A 15,838-nucleotide genomic window follows, 5' to 3' on the forward strand; every position below is an offset into this window, starting at 1 on the left:
CAGACCGCCCTCACCCTTCCCACCTGCCATCGCGGGAGGGCCCCTTCCCTCTCCCGCCGGGAGAGGGAGGGAGGCGCGTAGCGCCGGAAGGGTGAGGGACGTAACCCAAAGCCAAAACCGAAAAAGGCCGACCCCGTCGTCGGGGCCGGCCCTTTCCTAAGAAGTAACAGACTTTCGCCCGAGACTTACTTGTCGATCGAGCTGACGACGCCCGCGCCGACGGTACGGCCGCCTTCACGGATCGTGAAGCGCTGACCGATGTCCATGGCGATCGGAGCGATCAGCTTCACGCCCAGAGCGACGTTGTCGCCCGGCATGACCATCTCGGTGCCCTCAGGCAGCTCGACGGTGCCGGTGACGTCGGTCGTGCGGAAGTAGAACTGCGGACGATAGTTCGCGAAGAACGGGGTGTGACGACCGCCTTCTTCCTTCGACAGGACGTACACTTCCGACTGGAAGTCGGTGTGCGGGGTGATCGAACCCGGCTTCGCCAGAACCTGACCACGCTCGACTTCGTCACGGGCAACGCCACGGATCAGCGCGCCGATGTTGTCGCCGGCCTGGCCCGAGTCGAGCAGCTTGCGGAACATTTCGACACCGGTGACGGTGGTCTTGCGGGTGTCGTTGATGCCGACGATCTCGACTTCTTCACCAACCTTGATGATGCCGGTTTCGACACGGCCGGTGACGACGGTGCCGCGACCCGAGATCGAGAACACGTCTTCGATCGGCATCATGAACGGCTTGTCGAGCGGACGCTCCGGCTGCGGGATGTATTCGTCGACCTGCTTCATCAGCTCGAGAACGGCATCCTTGCCGAACTTGTCGTTGGAACCCGACAGCGCGCAGGTGGCCGAACCCTTGACGACGGGGATGTCGTCGCCCGGGAATTCGTACGAGCTCAGCAGCTCACGGATTTCCAGCTCGACCAGCTCGAGGATTTCCTCGTCGTCGACCAGGTCGACCTTGTTCATGAACACGACCATCGCGGGCACGCCGACCTGGCGGGCGAGCAGGATGTGCTCGCGGGTCTGCGGCATCGGGCCGTCGGTCGACGACACGACCAGGATCGCGCCGTCCATCTGCGCCGCGCCGGTGATCATGTTCTTCACATAGTCGGCGTGGCCGGGGCAGTCGACGTGCGCATAGTGGCGCGCTTCGGTCTCATACTCGACGTGCGCGGTCGAGATGGTGATGCCGCGCTCGCGCTCTTCCGGAGCCTTGTCGATGTTCGCGAAGTCCACCGCCGCGTTGCCGGCGACGTTGTCCGCCAGAACCTTGGTGATCGCCGCGGTCAGCGAGGTCTTGCCATGGTCGACGTGGCCGATGGTGCCGATGTTGAGGTGCGGCTTGTTCCGCTCGAATTTTGCCTTTGCCATTTTCCTACCTTCTGAATCGAATTCGGTGCCGCATCCGAGGCCACGCGAACGCGGCCCCATAGCGGGTGTTTCAGGTGATTGCCAGCCCCTAGCGTCATCGCGCCTCCCGGTCGCCCGGCAGGCGCGACATACGCCTTAGGCCATCTTCGCCTTGACCTCGTCCGCAACATTCTGCGGCACTTCGTCATAGTGCGAGAACTGCATCGAGTACTGCGCACGACCCTGGGTGAACGAGCGGAGCGCGTTCACATAGCCGAACATGTTGGCCAGCGGGACCATCGCCTCGACCGTCTGCGCGTTGCCGCGCGTGTCGGTGCCCTGGATCTGGCCACGACGGCTGTTCATGTCGCCGATGACATCGCCCAGATAGTCTTCCGGGGTCACGACTTCGACCTTCATGACCGGCTCGAGCAGCGTGATGCCCGACTTCTGGGCCGCCTCGCGCATGGCGCCGCGAGCACAGATTTCAAACGCCAGCGCCGACGAGTCGACGTCGTGGTACGCGCCGTCATACAGCAGGACTTCGAAGTCGATGATCGGGAAGCCGACCAGCGAACCGGTTTCCGCGGTCTCACGGAAGCCCTTCTCGATCGCGGGGATATATTCCTTCGGAATATTACCGCCCTTGATCTCGTCCTTGAAGACGAAGCCCGAACCACGCTCGCCCGGGGTCAGCTTGACCTTGACGCGGCCGAACTGGCCGGTGCCGCCCGACTGCTTCTTGTGCGTGTAGTCGATGTCGACCGGCTTCTTGAGGTATTCGCGATACGCCACCTGCGGCGCACCGACGTTCGCCTCGACCTTGAACTCGCGCTTCATGCGGTCGACCAGGATCTCGAGATGGAGCTCGCCCATGCCCTTGATGATGGTCTGGCCCGACTCGGCGTCCGAGGTCACGCGGAACGAGGGGTCCTCGCGAGCGAGACGATTGAGCGCGACGCCCATCTTCTCCTGGTCGGCCTTGGTCTTCGGTTCCACCGACAGCTCGATCACGGGCTCGGGGAATTCCATGCGCTCCAGGATGATCGGGGCGTTCTGCGCGCAGAGCGTGTCACCGGTCGTGGTATCCTTGAGGCCCGCGAGAGCGACGATGTCGCCGGCATAGGCTTCCTGGATGTCCTCACGGCTGTTCGCATGCATGAGCAGCATGCGGCCGATCTTTTCCTTCTTGTCCTTGACCGAGTTCAGGACCTGCGACGAGGTCTCGAGCTTGCCCGAATAAATGCGGGCGAAGGTCAGCGAACCGACGAACGGGTCGTTCATGATCTTGAACGCCAGCGCCGAGAAGGGCTCGGTGTCCGACGAAGGACGCTCGTCCGGCGTCTCGCCGTCGAGCTTCACGCCCTTGATGGCCGGAACGTCGAGCGGGCTCGGCAGATAGTCGATGACCGCGTCGAGCAGGGGCTGCACGCCCTTGTTCTTGAACGCCGAGCCGCAGACCACGGGGACAAACGCCATTTCCAGCGTGCCCTTGCGGATCAGCGCCTTGAGTTCGGCGACGGTCGGCTCATTGCCTTCCAGATATGCTTCCATCGCGGCGTCGTCCTGCTCGACGGCCATTTCGATCAGGTCGCTGCGATACTTCGCGGCCTTCTCGGCCATGTCGGCCGGGATGTCCTGATATTCGAACTTCGCGCCCAGCGACTCTTCGAGCCAGATGATCGCGCGGTTCTCGACCAGGTCGACGAGACCCTTGAAGCCGCCTTCGATGCCGATCGGCAGATACAGGACCGCCGGACGCGCACCCAGGCGCTCGATGATCGAGTTCACGCAGAAGTAGAAGTCGGCGCCGGTGCGGTCGAGCTTGTTGACGAAGCACATGCGCGGCACGCCGTACTTGTCGGCCTGACGCCACACGGTTTCCGACTGCGGCTCAACACCCGCCACGCCGTCGAAGCAGGCGACCGCGCCGTCTAGCACGCGGAGCGAACGCTCCACTTCGATGGTGAAGTCGACGTGCCCGGGGGTGTCGATGATGTTGATGCGGTTGTCGTTCCAGAAACAGGTCGTCGCGGCCGACGTGATGGTGATGCCGCGCTCCTGCTCCTGCTCCATCCAGTCCATGGTGGCGGTGCCTTCGTGCACTTCGCCGATCTTGTAGGACTTGCCGGTGTAATAAAGAATGCGCTCGGTCGTGGTCGTCTTGCCGGCATCGATGTGCGCCATGATGCCGATGTTGCGATACTTCTCGAGCGGATGGCTGCGGGCCATGATCGATCTTCCTCAAGCGTAGGGGGGAGCCGGTTGGCCCGGCTCCCCCTTATATAGGCTGTTTGCGTGACCAGCGGAAGACCGCCGGCACCGCACCCTGAAAAGGTTGCGGCAGGACGGAAATAAATCCGGTCCCGCCGCAGGCCCTTACCAGCGGTAGTGCGAGAAGGCGCGATTCGCTTCCGCCATGCGGTGCGTATCTTCGCGCTTCTTGACCGCGTTGCCACGGTTGTTCGCGGCGTCCATCAGCTCACCCGACAGACGAGCGGCCATCGTGTTCTCCGAACGGGCGCGCGACGCACCGATCAGCCAACGGATGGCCAGAGCCTGGGCACGCTCCGGACGGACTTCGACCGGAACCTGATACGTCGCACCGCCGACGCGGCGCGAACGGACTTCGATGCCCGGCTTGATGTTGTTCAGCGCATCGTGGAACACGCCAATCGGATCGCGCTTGGCGCGAGTCTCGACGGTTTCCAGAGCACCGTAAACGATGGCTTCGGCCACGGACTTCTTACCGTCCAGCATGACCGAATTCATGAACTTCGACAGGACCTCATCTCCGAACTTGGGGTCCGGCAGAATTTCCCGCTTTTCGGGACGACGACGACGAGCCATTCTCGTATTTCCTTACAAAACTTCAGCCTTGGATGGTCGAGGAGCCTCGGGAGAGGCCCGACCGGCTTACTTCGGACGCTTCGCGCCGTACTTCGAGCGGGACTGCTTGCGATCCTTCACGCCCTGCGTGTCGAGAACGCCGCGCAGCACGTGGTAGCGCACGCCGGGAAGGTCGCGCACACGGCCGCCGCGGATGAGCACCACCGAGTGCTCCTGCAGGTTGTGGCCTTCGCCCGGGATGTACGAAATGACTTCGCGCTGGTTGGTCAGGCGAACCTTGGCCACCTTGCGAAGTGCCGAGTTCGGCTTCTTCGGGGTCGTCGTGTAGACACGGGTGCAAACGCCGCGCTTCTGCGGGTTCTGCTCCATTGCAGGGACCTTGGACTTGGCCTTCTGCAGTTCGCGGCCCTTGCGGACCAGCTGGTTGATCGTCGGCATTGAAGCCTTCACCTTTCCATGAGGTTACTTTGCTGGAGCCATCACAGCACTTCGGAATACAAAAAGGGGCCTTTGCGGCTTTCGCCCGGCCCTATTCGCATCCAGCAATGTTCAAGCTTGCCCGACGGATAAGTCCCGAATCCCGAGAAATCCCCTTCGTGCAGCGGCGGGCTATACGCGGGAGTCGCCCGATGGTCAATGTCGAGGCAGAGAGGACTCCCCTGCTCTTTCGGGGTGATTTACGAAAATCGCAAATTTGCCCTTGTCCCGCCCGGTCAGCCGGGCTAATGGCGGCCGCCTCGCAGGAGTGTAGCTCAGTTGGTAGAGCATCGGTCTCCAAAACCGAGGGCCCACGGTTCGAGTCCGTGCACTCCTGCCACTTTTCATGACATCGTCGGATTTGCTCGCATCGCCTAGGCGGTGAACTAAGCTGTGTCCTTATCCTTCCCGGCACGGGGAGGTGGCAGGGCACAGCCCTGACGGAGGGGGGCTTCTGCAAGGGAAGTCCCTTGCCGCACACCCCTCCACCATGCTGCGCATGGTCCCCCTCCCCGCGAGCGGGGAGGATTGATCAATTCACCGGCCGTGGTCCCACGCCCGGCGGAGTCGCAGGGTCAACCTCACCGATCTCGTCGCCGCGATGGCCACCACCCGCCCCTGCCCCGCTGCCATGCACTTCGCCCGTCTTCGGATCGACCGAGGCGCGCTTGCCGTTGTCGGACGGCAGTTCGGTATCCGCATTGCCTTCACCCGCCATGGGCGGGGTCATCGTCACGCTGCCCGACGGCTCGGCGCGGCCCATCGCCTGCTCATCGTCGCGGTGATAGGCTTGGCCGCTATGGCCACGATCATGGTCGAGGGGCTTTTCCTGCTCGGACATGGGACGTCTCTCCTTTGTCCGGTTCAACGGGACAGGACAGGCGCCGTTCCCCGACACGAAAAAGGAGCGCCCACCCGGTCGGTGGACGCCCCCCTCGTCGACAGCCTGATCCGCGATCAGTTGCGGAACAGCGAGTGCGGATCGATCACGTCGCCATGATGGCCGACCGAATCCACGTCGCGGCTCGCCTGTTCGCGCTCGGCGCGCAGCGAGGCGAGCAGGGCTTCGCGGTCGCCTTCCAGGCGGGTGTCGGTCGGCTGCGCCTCGGCATTGCCGCCCGTCGCCTTGGCCGCCTTCGCCACCGCCGAGTCCAGCTCGCGCTGGGTGGTCAGGCCCAGGGTCACCGGGTCCTTCGGCGTGATGTTGGCGATGTTCCAGTGGCTGCGGTCGCGGATCGCGGCGATCGTCGTGCGGGTGGTGCCGATCAGGTTGCTGATCGCGCCGTCCGAGATTTCCGGGTGGTTGCGGATGATCCAGGCGATGCCGTCCGGCTTGTCCTGCCGCTTGCTGACCGGCGTATAGCGCGGGCCCTTGGTGCGGCGGACCTGTTCGGGGCCTTTGATCATCTTCATGCGATAATCGGGATCGGCCTGCGCCTTCTCGATCTCGGTCTGCGCCAGCTCGTGCGCGCGCACCGGATCGCGACCGGTCAGCTTGGTGGCCGCCGTGTCGTCGGCGATCGCCTGGACTTCCAGGATATGGAGGCCGCAGAAATCCGCGATCTGTTCGAACGAGAGCGAAGTATTGTCGACCAGCCAGGAAGCGGTCGCATGGGGCATGAGCGGCTGGGCCACGGGGATCACTCCAGTCGGAAAATAAAAGGGCCGCCCCTCATCGGAGCGGCCGTAGCGGCGGCAAACCTAATGAAAGCCGCCCCCAAGAGCAAGGTGCGGCGCCACAATCTGTCGGAAACCCGGCCCGATAGACGGATGTGACCCCGTCGTCCACCCGCCACGAGCGCGTCAATTGTCGTCGTCGAACCGGCCGAAGGGCAAAAGTTGCGAGGCCAGCTTGCGCGTCGCCTGGGTATCGCCGGCGCGCAAGGGGACCAGAACGGCCGTCGCCGCGCGTTGCATGATCCGGTCGATCGCACTCGATCCCCCCGCCCGCGCCGCCGCTTCCGTCAAGAGGCGCCCACGCGGATCGCGCGGGTCGACCTCCAGCCGCAACAGCCCCGCCAGCCCCGAAAACAGCGCCCGGTCGCCGCCCAGAGCCACCGCCTTGTCGAGGGCGGCCAAGCCGACGCCCCGCTGCGCCCCGACCGCCGCGCGGCCCACGATCGCCCCGAGTTTCTTGACCGCACCGATATGCCACGCCCCCAGCGCCAGCAGCGCCTCGGCATCGCGGGGATTCTGCGCGACCAGCGCCTCGAACTGGTGACGCGCGGCGACCGCATCGGTGCGATTGCCGGTCAACTTGGCGCGATAGCCAAGCGCGGTGGCGCGCATCAACAACGCCTCATGGTCCTCCGGCATGCGGCGCAATGCGCCCAGCGCGGCATTATAAGCCAGCGCCACGCGGCGCAGCGCGCTCGCCTCGTCGTTGTCGGAAAAGGACGCCTGGGTCAGGATCTCGCGGGCGGATTCGGCCTGTACCGGGACAGCGACGGTCGCGGCTCCCAAACCGACCGACATCACGAGCGCAGCCCGACCATAGCCCTGCATTACCGACAACCCCCAATTCCCAGGCCGAAAAACGACCGGTCCGCCCATTGGCTCCGTTGCAATCTTTTGCAATCGGATCAAGCCTTGCGGCTATCAGGTGTCGAAGGTCAGGACGATCTTGCCCAGATGATCGCCCGCTTCCATCCGGCGATGCGCATCGGCCGCCTGTGCCAGCGGGAAGCTGCGGTCGATCAAGGGCCGCAACCGTCCCTCCTCGACATGCGGCCAGACGATGCGCGCGATCTCGTCGGCGACCATGGCCTTGAACTCCCGGTCGCGCCCGCGCAGCGTCGAACCGGTCAGGACCAGGCGACGGCGCATCACTTCCCAGATCGGGATTTCGGCCTTCGCGCCACGCTGCACCGCGATCGAGACGTGGCGACCATCCTCGGCCAGGCACTGGATGTTGCGCGGCAGATAATCGCCGCCGACCATGTCGAGCACGATGTCGACGCCGCGCCCGTCGGTGAAGTCCTTCACCGCCTCGACGAAATCGACCGCCTTGTAGTTGATCGCCTTGGCCGCGCCGAGCTTCTCGGCGGCGGCGCATTTTTCGTCCGATCCCGCCGTCACGATCACGCTCAGCCCGAAGATCCGGCCCAGCGCGATCGCCATGGTGCCGATGCCGCTGGTCCCACCATGGACGAGCAGGCTCTCGCCGTCACGGGCATAGGCGCGCTCGAACACGTTGGTCCATACGGTGAACAGCGTCTCGGGAAGCGCCGCGGCCTGCGCCATCGACAGTCCGTGTGGCACGGGCAGGCAGTGTTCGGCGACCGCGACGGCATATTGCGCATAGCCGCCGCCGCCGATCAGCGCGCAGACCGTTTGGCCCAGCATTTCCGGCCCCACCCCCTCGCCCAGCGCGACGATCTCGCCCGCTATCTCCAGACCGGGGATCGAGGGTGCACCGGGCGGCGGTGGGTAGAGGCCCTGGCGCTGCATCACGTCCGGCCGGTTGATCCCGGCGGCCGCGACGCGGATCAACACCTCGCCCTCGCCCGGCATGGGTGTCGGGCGCTGGACGGGCACCAGCACGTCGGGGCCGCCCGGCTCCTCGGGGTCGATGGCGGTCATCAGCTTGGGGATATCGCCAATCCCCGTTTCCTTGCCGCTCATATCGTCGCCGCCCATTTCCTCGCCGAATGCGTGCACTGACTGCCATCCCCCCATCATCGGCTCTCGTGACACCGTTATTGACATCGGCGGCGGCCGGGTCAACGCTGCATCCCATTATGGAACAGGACGATTCTCCGATCCGCCTTCCCGACAGCCTGACCGCGCTGGTGCAGGCGGATCTCGACCCGCTCTCGCTTGCCGAACTGGAGACGCGAATCGTGGTGTTGGAACAGGAGATCGCGCGGACCCGTCGCCACATGGACCGCGCCACGCTCCACCGCGCCAGCGCCGACGCGCTCTTCAAGCGGTGAACCGGCCGGGCCTCATCCAGCGCATACGCACCGAGGCGGCCCTGCAATTTTCGTTCGCGCGATACGCTTTGTTCAGCGGCCGTGCGTTACACCCGCTTGATGCCGGGCCCCACCGTCCCGACATTGGTCGAAACGAGGCGTCGGTTCACGGCGCTTCGGAAGGAGTATCGTAGATGCCATCTTTCGCCCCCGCGCTCGAGACCACGCTTCACAAGGCGCTGGAAGCCGCGACCGTGCGGCGCCACGAATATGCCACGCTGGAGCACCTCCTCCTCGCGCTGATCGACGACGACCATGCCTCCAAGGTGATGGAAGCCTGCCATGTCGACACGGGCGAGCTGAAGGCGACGGTTGCCCAGTATCTCGACACCGAACTCGACGCGCTGAAGGTCGAGGCGGCGACCGACCCCTCCCCCACCAGCGGGTTCCAGCGTGTGGTCCAGCGCGCGATCCTGCACGTCCAGTCTTCGGGCCGCGATGAAGTGACCGGCGCGAACGTGCTGGTCGCACTGTTTTCTGAGCGCGAATCCTATGCCGTCTATTTCCTGCAGCAGCAGGATATGAGCCGCCTGGATGCCGTCAGCTTCATCAGCCACGGCGTCGGCAAGGGCGGCGCGACCGCCGAATCGACCCCGCCCAAGGGTGTCGAGGAAGAAAAGCCCGCCAAGCCCGCCGAGAAGGGCAAGGGCGAAAGCGCGCTCAAGCAGTTCACCGTCGACCTCAACGAAAAGGCGAAGGCGGGCAAGGTCGATCCGCTGATCGGGCGTGGGCCCGAGGTGGACCGCACCGTCCAGATCCTGTGCCGCCGGTCGAAGAACAACCCTCTCTATGTGGGTGATCCCGGCGTCGGCAAGACCGCCATCGCCGAGGGCCTGGCGCGCAAGATCATCGAGGGCAATGTGCCCGAGGTGCTGCTGAACGCCGTCATCTATTCGCTCGACATGGGCGCATTGCTGGCGGGTACGCGGTATCGCGGCGACTTCGAGGAGCGGCTGAAGGCCGTCGTCAACGAGCTGGAGAAGCTGCCGCATGCGGTGCTCTTCATCGATGAAATCCACACCGTCATCGGCGCGGGCGCGACCAGCGGCGGGGCGATGGACGCGTCGAACCTGCTCAAGCCTGCGCTGTCGGGCGGCACGATCCGCTGCATCGGCTCGACCACCTATAAGGAGTTCCGCAATCACTTCGAAAAGGACCGCGCGCTGCTGCGCCGGTTCCAGAAGATCGACGTAAACGAGCCGACGATCGAGGACACGATCAAGATCCTGGCGGGCTTGCGCTCGGCGTTCGAGGATCACCATCAGGTCAAGTACACGCCCGACGCGATCAAGTCGGCGGTCGAGCTGTCGGCGCGCTACATCAACGACCGCAAGCTGCCCGACAAGGCGATCGACGTGATCGACGAGGTCGGCGCGATGCAGATGCTGGTGCCGGTCAGCAAGCGCAAGAAGACGATCACGCCCAAGGAGATCGAGGCCGTGATCGCCACCATGGCGCGCATCCCGCCGAAGAGCGTGTCGACCGACGACCGCCAGCAGCTGGAAACGCTGGAAACCGATCTGAAGCGCGTGGTGTTCGGCCAGAATGCCGCGATCGAGAACCTGTCCTCGGCGATCAAGCTGAGCCGGGCGGGTCTTCGCGATCCCGACAAGCCGATCGGCAACTATCTGTTCACCGGCCCCACCGGCGTCGGCAAGACCGAGGTTGCGCGGCAGCTGGCGACGATCCTGGGCATTCCGCTCCAGCGGTTCGACATGTCCGAATATATGGAGCGTCATTCGGTCAGCCGGTTGATCGGTGCGCCTCCGGGCTATGTCGGTTATGACCAGGGCGGTCTGCTGACCGATGCGGTCGACCAGAATCCGCATTCGGTGCTGCTGCTCGACGAGATCGAGAAGGCGCATCCCGACCTGTTCAACATCCTGTTGCAGGTGATGGACAACGGCAAGCTGACCGATCACCACGGCAAGACGGTCGATTTCCGCAACACGATCATCATCATGACGACCAATGCCGGCGCCGCCGACATGGCACGCGAGACGGTCGGTTTCGGCAACCTCACCCGCGAGGGCGAGGATGAGCAGGCCGTGCAGAAGATGTTCACGCCGGAATTCCGCAACCGCCTGGATGCGATCGTGCCCTTCGGTTACCTGCCGCCGGAAGTCGTGGCGCGGGTGGTGGACAAGTTCATCCTCCAGCTCGAGCTGCAGCTGGCGGATCGCAACGTCCATATCAGCCTGGACGAGGCGGCGAAGAGCTGGCTCACCGAAAAGGGCTATGACCGCCTGTACGGTGCGCGTCCGATGGGCCGCCTGATCCAAGAGAAGATCAAGCAGCCGCTGGCCGAAGAACTGCTTTTCGGCAAGCTGGTGCACGGCGGCGAGGTGACGGTAAAGATGAAGGACGGCGCCCTGTCCTTCGCGATCGAACCGGCAGCCCCCAAGAAGCCGCGCAAGAAGGGCGGCAAGCCCGCTTCAGTCGACGCGGGCTGACACGCACCGGATCGACATGATCCCGATGAAAGGGGCCTGGTGGCGACGCCCGGCCCCTTTTTTTTCCAGGCCGTGGGCGATCGGAGTTTCACACCCGCTCCACCGCAGGTTATGACGCCATTAACCTGATTTTCGGGGTTTGACTGGCACATTCCCAGGCGATGAGCGGCGTGGGTCCGATCCGATTATGGGTGCTGATGCTGGCACTGTTGGCGGCCATCTGGCCGCTGACGGAGGCGCGTGCCCAGGTCGGGGAGGCCGTCGCCACCTGTCTTCGCCCGATCCGGGCCGGTGATACCGTCCGCGCCCTGCTCGCCCAGCCGCAAGCCTTTGACTGCACGCCCGACCAGTCGGCCTATGGCGCGGGCGACTTCTGGGCCCTGTCGCGACCGCTGCCCCAACTGCCGGGCGATCCGCACGAGCGGCTGAGCATCGGTTTCGCGAGCGCTTGGCAGAATGCGACAACGCTCCACATCCTCTATGCCGATGGCAGCATCCGGCACATCGGCTTCACCAGCGCGACGACCTCGCGCTATCTGTTGCTGGGGCCGATGATCGCGGTTCCCCTGCCTCGCGCGGCCACGCGTCCGGTCCGCATCCTGTGGGAAGTCCATGGTGCGGCCAATCTGCGAGGGGTCGTACGCGGCGCACGGCTCCAGCATTATGCGGAGGCGCTGGAGGTCGAGTCGGAGCTCAGCCTGCTCTACGGCGCGATCATGGGAATGGTGGTGGCACTGGCCATTTACAATCTTGCGCTCTGGCCCGCGCTGCGTCAGCCGCTCCAGCCCGTTTATTGCCTTCTTCTGTTCTTTATCACCGGCTATGCGCTCAGTTCGTCGGGGCTGATCGGGCAGTGGCTGCCTTGGCTCGACAATAACGAGCGGCATCGCTGGAACGCGATCATGCTGGGCGGGGTCGCACTAACCATCGTCGTCTTCGCCCGCCATTTCTTCGAGCGGGAGGTGTTTCGCGGCTGGCTCGACCGGCTGTCGGTCGTGGTCTTCGTCCTGATCGCGGTTCCCAACATCGCCTTTGCGCTGTTCGCCCCCTGGTGGATTCGGCCGCTCGACACGGCGGTGGTGGCGGGTTTTGCCGTCCTGCTCGGCTTCCTGATCGCGGTCTTCGTGCAGGCCTGGCGACGGCGGAGCAACTTCGCCTGGGCCTTTGCGCTGGGCTGGGGCACGCCGATCGTGCTCGCCATGTTCCGCGTACTGAACGCCGTGCATCTGATCGCCTGGCGCCCCTGGATCGACCAGTCCACCGTGCTGTCGATGGGGGCCGAGGCGCTGATCGCCAGCCTCGGGGTCGCCTATCGAATATATCTGCTCAGCCGCGAGCGCGACCTGGCCCGCGCCGACGAGCGCGTTGCCCGGCGCCTGGCCGACACCGATCCGCTGACCGGCCTCTTCAACCGCCGCGCCTTTCTGGAGCAGGCGATCGGGCGCAGCGGGCCGCAGACGCTGGTCCTGGCGGATATCGACCATTTCAAGCGGATCAATGACACGCTGGGCCATGACGAGGGGGACGAGGTGCTGCGGATCTTCGCCCGCACGCTGGGCGAGGCCGTCGGGCTGGACATGCTGGTCGCGCGGATCGGCGGCGAGGAGTTCGCATTGCTCGCCGATGCATCCCGCGCGCCCGACGCGGAAACACTGCTCGCCCGCCTGCGCGCCGTCGCCTATCCTTCCGGCCTGAAGGTCACCGCCAGCCTGGGCCTGTGCACGGGGCCGATGCGGGATGAATCCGACTGGCGGCACCTGTATCGCGAAGCCGACCAGGCACTCTTCGCCGCGAAGAACGGCGGCCGCGACCGCGCCTGCTGGGGCGTGGCGATCGACATGCCGCCGCTGCCTGCCCCGCTCTTGCCCAGCGTTCGCTCCAAGCGTAATGCGAGGCTGGGGAGACGGGCATTTGCGCGAACGGCGGATCATGATGGCGGGACTGGGGCTGGCGCTGGTCGCGCTCGCCTATCGTCATCCGACGGCGGATATCCGCGTAATGACCCATGACCTGACCGATCGTTCGCCGCGCCGCGTGCAGGCCGCGGTCGATCTGGGCCTTTTCGGTGTCTCGTTTCTCTACACCTGGACCGTCAACCGGCTGCGCTAAGCGCGACGCTGCTTGCGCACCCGCCGGGTGTGCCGCATAGCGGCGTCATGGATACGCCCATCGAAGAACTGACGTTCGAGGACGCCCTCAAGGAACTGGAGAGGATCGTCGGCCGACTGGAAAGCGGCGAAGCGACGCTCGACGAATCGATCCGCCTCTATGAGCGCGGCGATCGTCTGCGCCAGCGCTGCGCCGAACGGCTCGACGCCGCCCAGGCCCGGATCGAGGCGATCCGCCTGGATGCCGAGGGCAAGGCCGCCGGCACCCGCCCGTTTCAGGCGGGCTGAGGCGTGACGCTCACTGCCACCACCCTGCCCGAGGCGCTGGCCGAGGTCGCCGAGGATATCGACGCCCGCTTTGCCGAGCTGCTCGCCGACCCGGGCGATCCGCGCGCCTCGCTCTATGCCGCGATGCGCCACGCCGCGATCGGCGGCGGCAAGCGGCTGCGCCCGCTGCTCGTCTTCGCCACCGCGCATCTGTTTGCCGTGGACCGCAATTGCGCGGGCTGGGTCGCGACCGCGCTGGAGGCGATCCACGTCTATTCGCTGATCCATGACGATCTGCCCGCGATGGACGACGACGATATGCGGCGCGGCAAGCCGACCGTGCACAAGGCGTTCGACGAGGCCACCGCGATCCTGGCGGGCGACTGCCTCCACGCCCTGGCCTTCGAGATCTTGGCCGATCCGGCGACCCATGCCGACCCCTTTATCCGCTCCGAACTGATCCTCGACCTCGCGCGTGCGTCGGGCCCTAGCGGCATGGCGGGCGGGCAGCAGATGGACTTGGAGGCCGAGCGGCAGGTGTTCGACCTCGCCACGGTCACCCGGCTTCAGCAGATGAAGACCGGTGCGCTGATCTGCGCGGCGGTCGAGGCGGGCGCGATCCTGGGTCGCGTGGCCCCCGAGGGCCGGACGCATTTGCGCGGCTATGCGCATGACCTGGGGCTGGCCTTCCAGATTGCCGACGACCTGCTCGATGCCGAGGGCGACGAGGCGGCGGCGGGCAAGAAGCTGCGCAAGGACGAGGATGCGGGCAAGGCGACCTTTCTCAGCCTGCTCGGTGTCGAGCGTGCGCGCGAACAATGCCGGATGCTGGTCGATCAGGCGATCGAGCATTTGCGCCATTACGGCCCCGAGGCCGATCTGCTCCGCGCCATCGCCACTTATGTGGTGGAGCGCGATCGATGACCCGGATCGGCGTCTATCCCGGCACGTTCGATCCCGTGACGTTGGGGCACATGGACATCATCCGGCGCGGCGCGAAGCTGGTCGACCGGCTGGTGATCGGCGTCACCACCAACCCGTCCAAGTCGCCGATGTTCACGCTGGACGAACGCATGGCGATGGTCCGGCGCGAGGTGGCGGATGTCGCGGGCGAGATTCATGTCGTCGCCTTTGACTCGCTCCTGATGGATTTCGCCGAGCGCGAGGGCGCAAAGGTCATCGTCCGGGGCCTGCGCGCCGTCGCCGACTTCGAATATGAATATCAGATGGCGGGCATGAACCAGCAGATCAATCCGCGGGTCGAGACCGTCTTCCTGATGGCCGATGTCGCGCTGCAGCCCATCGCCAGCCGCCTGGTCAAGGAAATCGCCATCTATGGCGGCACCATCGCCAAGTTCGTCACCCCCGCCGTCGCGGCGGACGTGGCCGAACGGGTGGAGAAGATCGGACGCAAGGGGTCCTGATCGTCATTCCTCCCCTGCAAGGGGAGGAAAATCAGGTCGAAGGTTCAGATTGGCGCAAGGGTCGATTTGCTCTACAGCCTCCCCATTCCTTCCCTTGTCGTAGAGATATGATGCGCGTTTTCGCCGCTCTTGCCGTCCTGATGGCCAGCCCGATCGCCGTTCCGGCACAGGCGCAGAAACAGGCCGAAGTCCAGCCCAAGTTCAGCACGCCTGCCAAGGCCGCACAGGTGCTGGAGGCCAATGTCGCCGACCGCGCGCCCGTGCCGCCGATCACCGACAAGGAGAATCTCTGGCTGCTCGACCTGTCGACCGGGGGCCGGGTAACGATCTGGCTGCGTCCCGACGTCGCGCCGAAGATGGTCGAGCGGATCAAGACGCTGACCCGCCGCCATTTCTATGACGGGCTGACCTTTCACCGCGTGATCGACGGCTTCATGGCGCAGGGCGGCGATCCGAAGGGCGATGGCACCGGCGGCTCGGACCTGCCCAATGTTCCGGCCGAGTTCAACTATCTGCCGCATGTGCGCGGATCGGTGGCCGCCGCGCGCGCCGACGATCCCAACAGCGCCAACAGCCAGTTCTACATCGTCTTCCAGCCACGCTTCGCGCTCGACAAGAAGTACACGGTGTTCGGCCGGGTGATCGACGGCATGCAATATGTCGACGCGATCGAACGCGGCGAGCCGCCCGCGAACCCGAGCAAGATCGTCCACGCCTATGTCGCGGCGGACAATCCCCCGGCCTATGTGCCGCTGGCCCCTGCGCCTGTCCCCAGCCTGGGTGCGCCGGTGACGCTGCCCGGCGCGGCGGCCAAGCCCGCCCCTGCCCGTCGCCCCGCCCCCAAGGCGGCTCCGACCAAGAAGGCGGCAACGGCCACCAAGTGAACGTAGATCTGTTCGACTTCGCGCTGCCGCCCGAGCGGATCGG

Annotated in this window: 15 protein-coding genes and 1 tRNA gene; 8 read left to right on the forward strand and 8 right to left on the reverse strand. The window is 65.4% G+C overall.

Annotation, left to right across the window (positions count from 1 at the left end; genetic code table 11):
- Positions 1–185: 185 nt before the first annotated feature.
- The 4 genes from tuf to rpsL form a co-directional block, all read right to left on the reverse strand.
- Complete coding sequence (tuf, locus tag SB4_RS10280; RefSeq protein ID WP_007406059.1) at positions 186–1,379, reverse strand: elongation factor Tu; 1,194 nt, start codon at positions 1,377–1,379, stop codon at positions 186–188.
- A 135-nt stretch (positions 1,380–1,514) separates the two neighbouring features.
- Positions 1,515–3,590, reverse strand: coding sequence for an elongation factor G (gene fusA, locus SB4_RS10285; RefSeq protein WP_058716508.1), 2,076 nt, complete (start codon positions 3,588–3,590; stop codon positions 1,515–1,517).
- Between the two features lie 147 nt (positions 3,591–3,737).
- Entirely contained in the window at positions 3,738–4,208 is a 471-nt protein-coding gene (gene rpsG, locus SB4_RS10290) for a 30S ribosomal protein S7 (RefSeq protein ID WP_042491196.1), read from the reverse strand.
- Positions 4,209–4,274: 66 nt separating this feature from the next.
- Entirely contained in the window at positions 4,275–4,646 is a 372-nt protein-coding gene (gene rpsL / locus SB4_RS10295; protein ID WP_058716507.1) for a 30S ribosomal protein S12, read from the reverse strand.
- 303 nt (positions 4,647–4,949) lie between these two features.
- Between rpsL and SB4_RS10300 the strand changes: the two genes are divergently transcribed.
- Positions 4,950–5,025 (forward strand) — tRNA-Trp (locus SB4_RS10300).
- A 192-nt stretch (positions 5,026–5,217) separates the two neighbouring features.
- Here SB4_RS10300 and SB4_RS10305 read toward each other — a convergent pair.
- The 4 genes from SB4_RS10305 to SB4_RS10320 all read right to left on the reverse strand — a co-directional run bounded on the left by SB4_RS10305 (position 5,218) and on the right by SB4_RS10320 (position 8,267).
- Complete coding sequence (locus SB4_RS10305) at positions 5,218–5,526, reverse strand: hypothetical protein (protein ID WP_058752491.1); 309 nt, start codon at positions 5,524–5,526, stop codon at positions 5,218–5,220.
- Between the two features lie 116 nt (positions 5,527–5,642).
- Complete coding sequence (locus SB4_RS10310) at positions 5,643–6,320, reverse strand: DUF1013 domain-containing protein (protein WP_058717987.1); 678 nt, start codon at positions 6,318–6,320, stop codon at positions 5,643–5,645.
- Positions 6,321–6,488: 168 nt separating this feature from the next.
- Positions 6,489–7,190, reverse strand: coding sequence for a hypothetical protein (locus SB4_RS10315; protein ID WP_058717980.1), 702 nt, complete (start codon positions 7,188–7,190; stop codon positions 6,489–6,491).
- Between the two features lie 93 nt (positions 7,191–7,283).
- A complete protein-coding gene (locus SB4_RS10320; protein WP_058752498.1) occupies positions 7,284–8,267 on the reverse strand; it encodes an NAD(P)H-quinone oxidoreductase in 984 nt (327 codons plus the stop codon).
- Positions 8,268–8,425: 158 nt separating this feature from the next.
- On the opposite strand from SB4_RS10320, the gene SB4_RS10325 reads away from it, so the two are divergent.
- The 7 genes from SB4_RS10325 to SB4_RS10360 all read left to right on the forward strand — a co-directional run bounded on the left by SB4_RS10325 (position 8,426) and on the right by SB4_RS10360 (position 15,795).
- Positions 8,426–8,620: a DUF1192 domain-containing protein gene (locus SB4_RS10325; protein WP_058752492.1), complete on the forward strand. Its 195-nt coding sequence runs from the start codon at positions 8,426–8,428 to the stop codon at positions 8,618–8,620.
- Positions 8,621–8,793: 173 nt separating this feature from the next.
- Complete coding sequence (clpA, locus tag SB4_RS10330; RefSeq protein WP_058752493.1) at positions 8,794–11,112, forward strand: ATP-dependent Clp protease ATP-binding subunit ClpA; 2,319 nt, start codon at positions 8,794–8,796, stop codon at positions 11,110–11,112.
- Positions 11,113–11,309: 197 nt separating this feature from the next.
- Positions 11,310–13,121: a sensor domain-containing diguanylate cyclase gene (locus tag SB4_RS10335; RefSeq protein WP_193753791.1), complete on the forward strand. Its 1,812-nt coding sequence runs from the start codon at positions 11,310–11,312 to the stop codon at positions 13,119–13,121.
- Between the two features lie 147 nt (positions 13,122–13,268).
- Positions 13,269–13,508, forward strand: a complete 240-nt coding sequence (locus SB4_RS10345) for an exodeoxyribonuclease VII small subunit (RefSeq protein ID WP_007406073.1) — start codon at positions 13,269–13,271, stop codon at positions 13,506–13,508.
- Positions 13,509–13,511: 3 nt separating this feature from the next.
- Complete coding sequence (locus SB4_RS10350; protein WP_058752495.1) at positions 13,512–14,411, forward strand: polyprenyl synthetase family protein; 900 nt, start codon at positions 13,512–13,514, stop codon at positions 14,409–14,411.
- Positions 14,408–14,911, forward strand: a complete 504-nt coding sequence (coaD, locus tag SB4_RS10355) for a pantetheine-phosphate adenylyltransferase (protein WP_058717986.1) — start codon at positions 14,408–14,410, stop codon at positions 14,909–14,911. Before SB4_RS10350 ends, coaD begins: the two co-directional genes overlap by 4 nt.
- 110 nt (positions 14,912–15,021) lie before the next feature.
- Positions 15,022–15,795, forward strand: coding sequence for a peptidylprolyl isomerase (locus SB4_RS10360; RefSeq protein ID WP_058752499.1), 774 nt, complete (start codon positions 15,022–15,024; stop codon positions 15,793–15,795).
- Positions 15,796–15,838: the final 43 nt, after the last annotated feature.

Origin of the sequence: Sphingomonas sanguinis, assembly GCF_001476905.1 — a bacterium.
Taxonomy (GTDB): domain Bacteria; phylum Pseudomonadota; class Alphaproteobacteria; order Sphingomonadales; family Sphingomonadaceae; genus Sphingomonas; species Sphingomonas sanguinis_B.

What these genes read in the sequence shown, in the direction of transcription:
- tuf (WP_007406059.1), bottom strand. Translation starts at nt 1,379, where the DNA reads ATGGCAAAGGCAAAATTCGAGCGGAACAAGCCGCACCTCAACATCGGC.
- fusA (WP_058716508.1), bottom strand. Translation starts at nt 3,590, where the DNA reads ATGGCCCGCAGCCATCCGCTCGAGAAGTATCGCAACATCGGCATCATG.
- rpsG (WP_042491196.1), bottom strand. Translation starts at nt 4,208, where the DNA reads ATGGCTCGTCGTCGTCGTCCCGAAAAGCGGGAAATTCTGCCGGACCCC.
- rpsL (WP_058716507.1), bottom strand. Translation starts at nt 4,646, where the DNA reads ATGCCGACGATCAACCAGCTGGTCCGCAAGGGCCGCGAACTGCAGAAG.
- SB4_RS10305 (WP_058752491.1), bottom strand. Translation starts at nt 5,526, where the DNA reads ATGTCCGAGCAGGAAAAGCCCCTCGACCATGATCGTGGCCATAGCGGC.
- SB4_RS10315 (WP_058717980.1), bottom strand. Translation starts at nt 7,190, where the DNA reads ATGCAGGGCTATGGTCGGGCTGCGCTCGTGATGTCGGTCGGTTTGGGA.
- SB4_RS10320 (WP_058752498.1), bottom strand. Translation starts at nt 8,267, where the DNA reads ATGACCGCCATCGACCCCGAGGAGCCGGGCGGCCCCGACGTGCTGGTG.
- SB4_RS10325 (WP_058752492.1), top strand. Translation starts at nt 8,426, where the DNA reads ATGGAACAGGACGATTCTCCGATCCGCCTTCCCGACAGCCTGACCGCG.
- clpA (WP_058752493.1), top strand. Translation starts at nt 8,794, where the DNA reads ATGCCATCTTTCGCCCCCGCGCTCGAGACCACGCTTCACAAGGCGCTG.
- SB4_RS10335 (WP_193753791.1), top strand. Translation starts at nt 11,310, where the DNA reads ATGCTGGCACTGTTGGCGGCCATCTGGCCGCTGACGGAGGCGCGTGCC.
- SB4_RS10345 (WP_007406073.1), top strand. Translation starts at nt 13,269, where the DNA reads ATGGATACGCCCATCGAAGAACTGACGTTCGAGGACGCCCTCAAGGAA.
- coaD (WP_058717986.1), top strand. Translation starts at nt 14,408, where the DNA reads ATGACCCGGATCGGCGTCTATCCCGGCACGTTCGATCCCGTGACGTTG.
- SB4_RS10360 (WP_058752499.1), top strand. Translation starts at nt 15,022, where the DNA reads ATGCGCGTTTTCGCCGCTCTTGCCGTCCTGATGGCCAGCCCGATCGCC.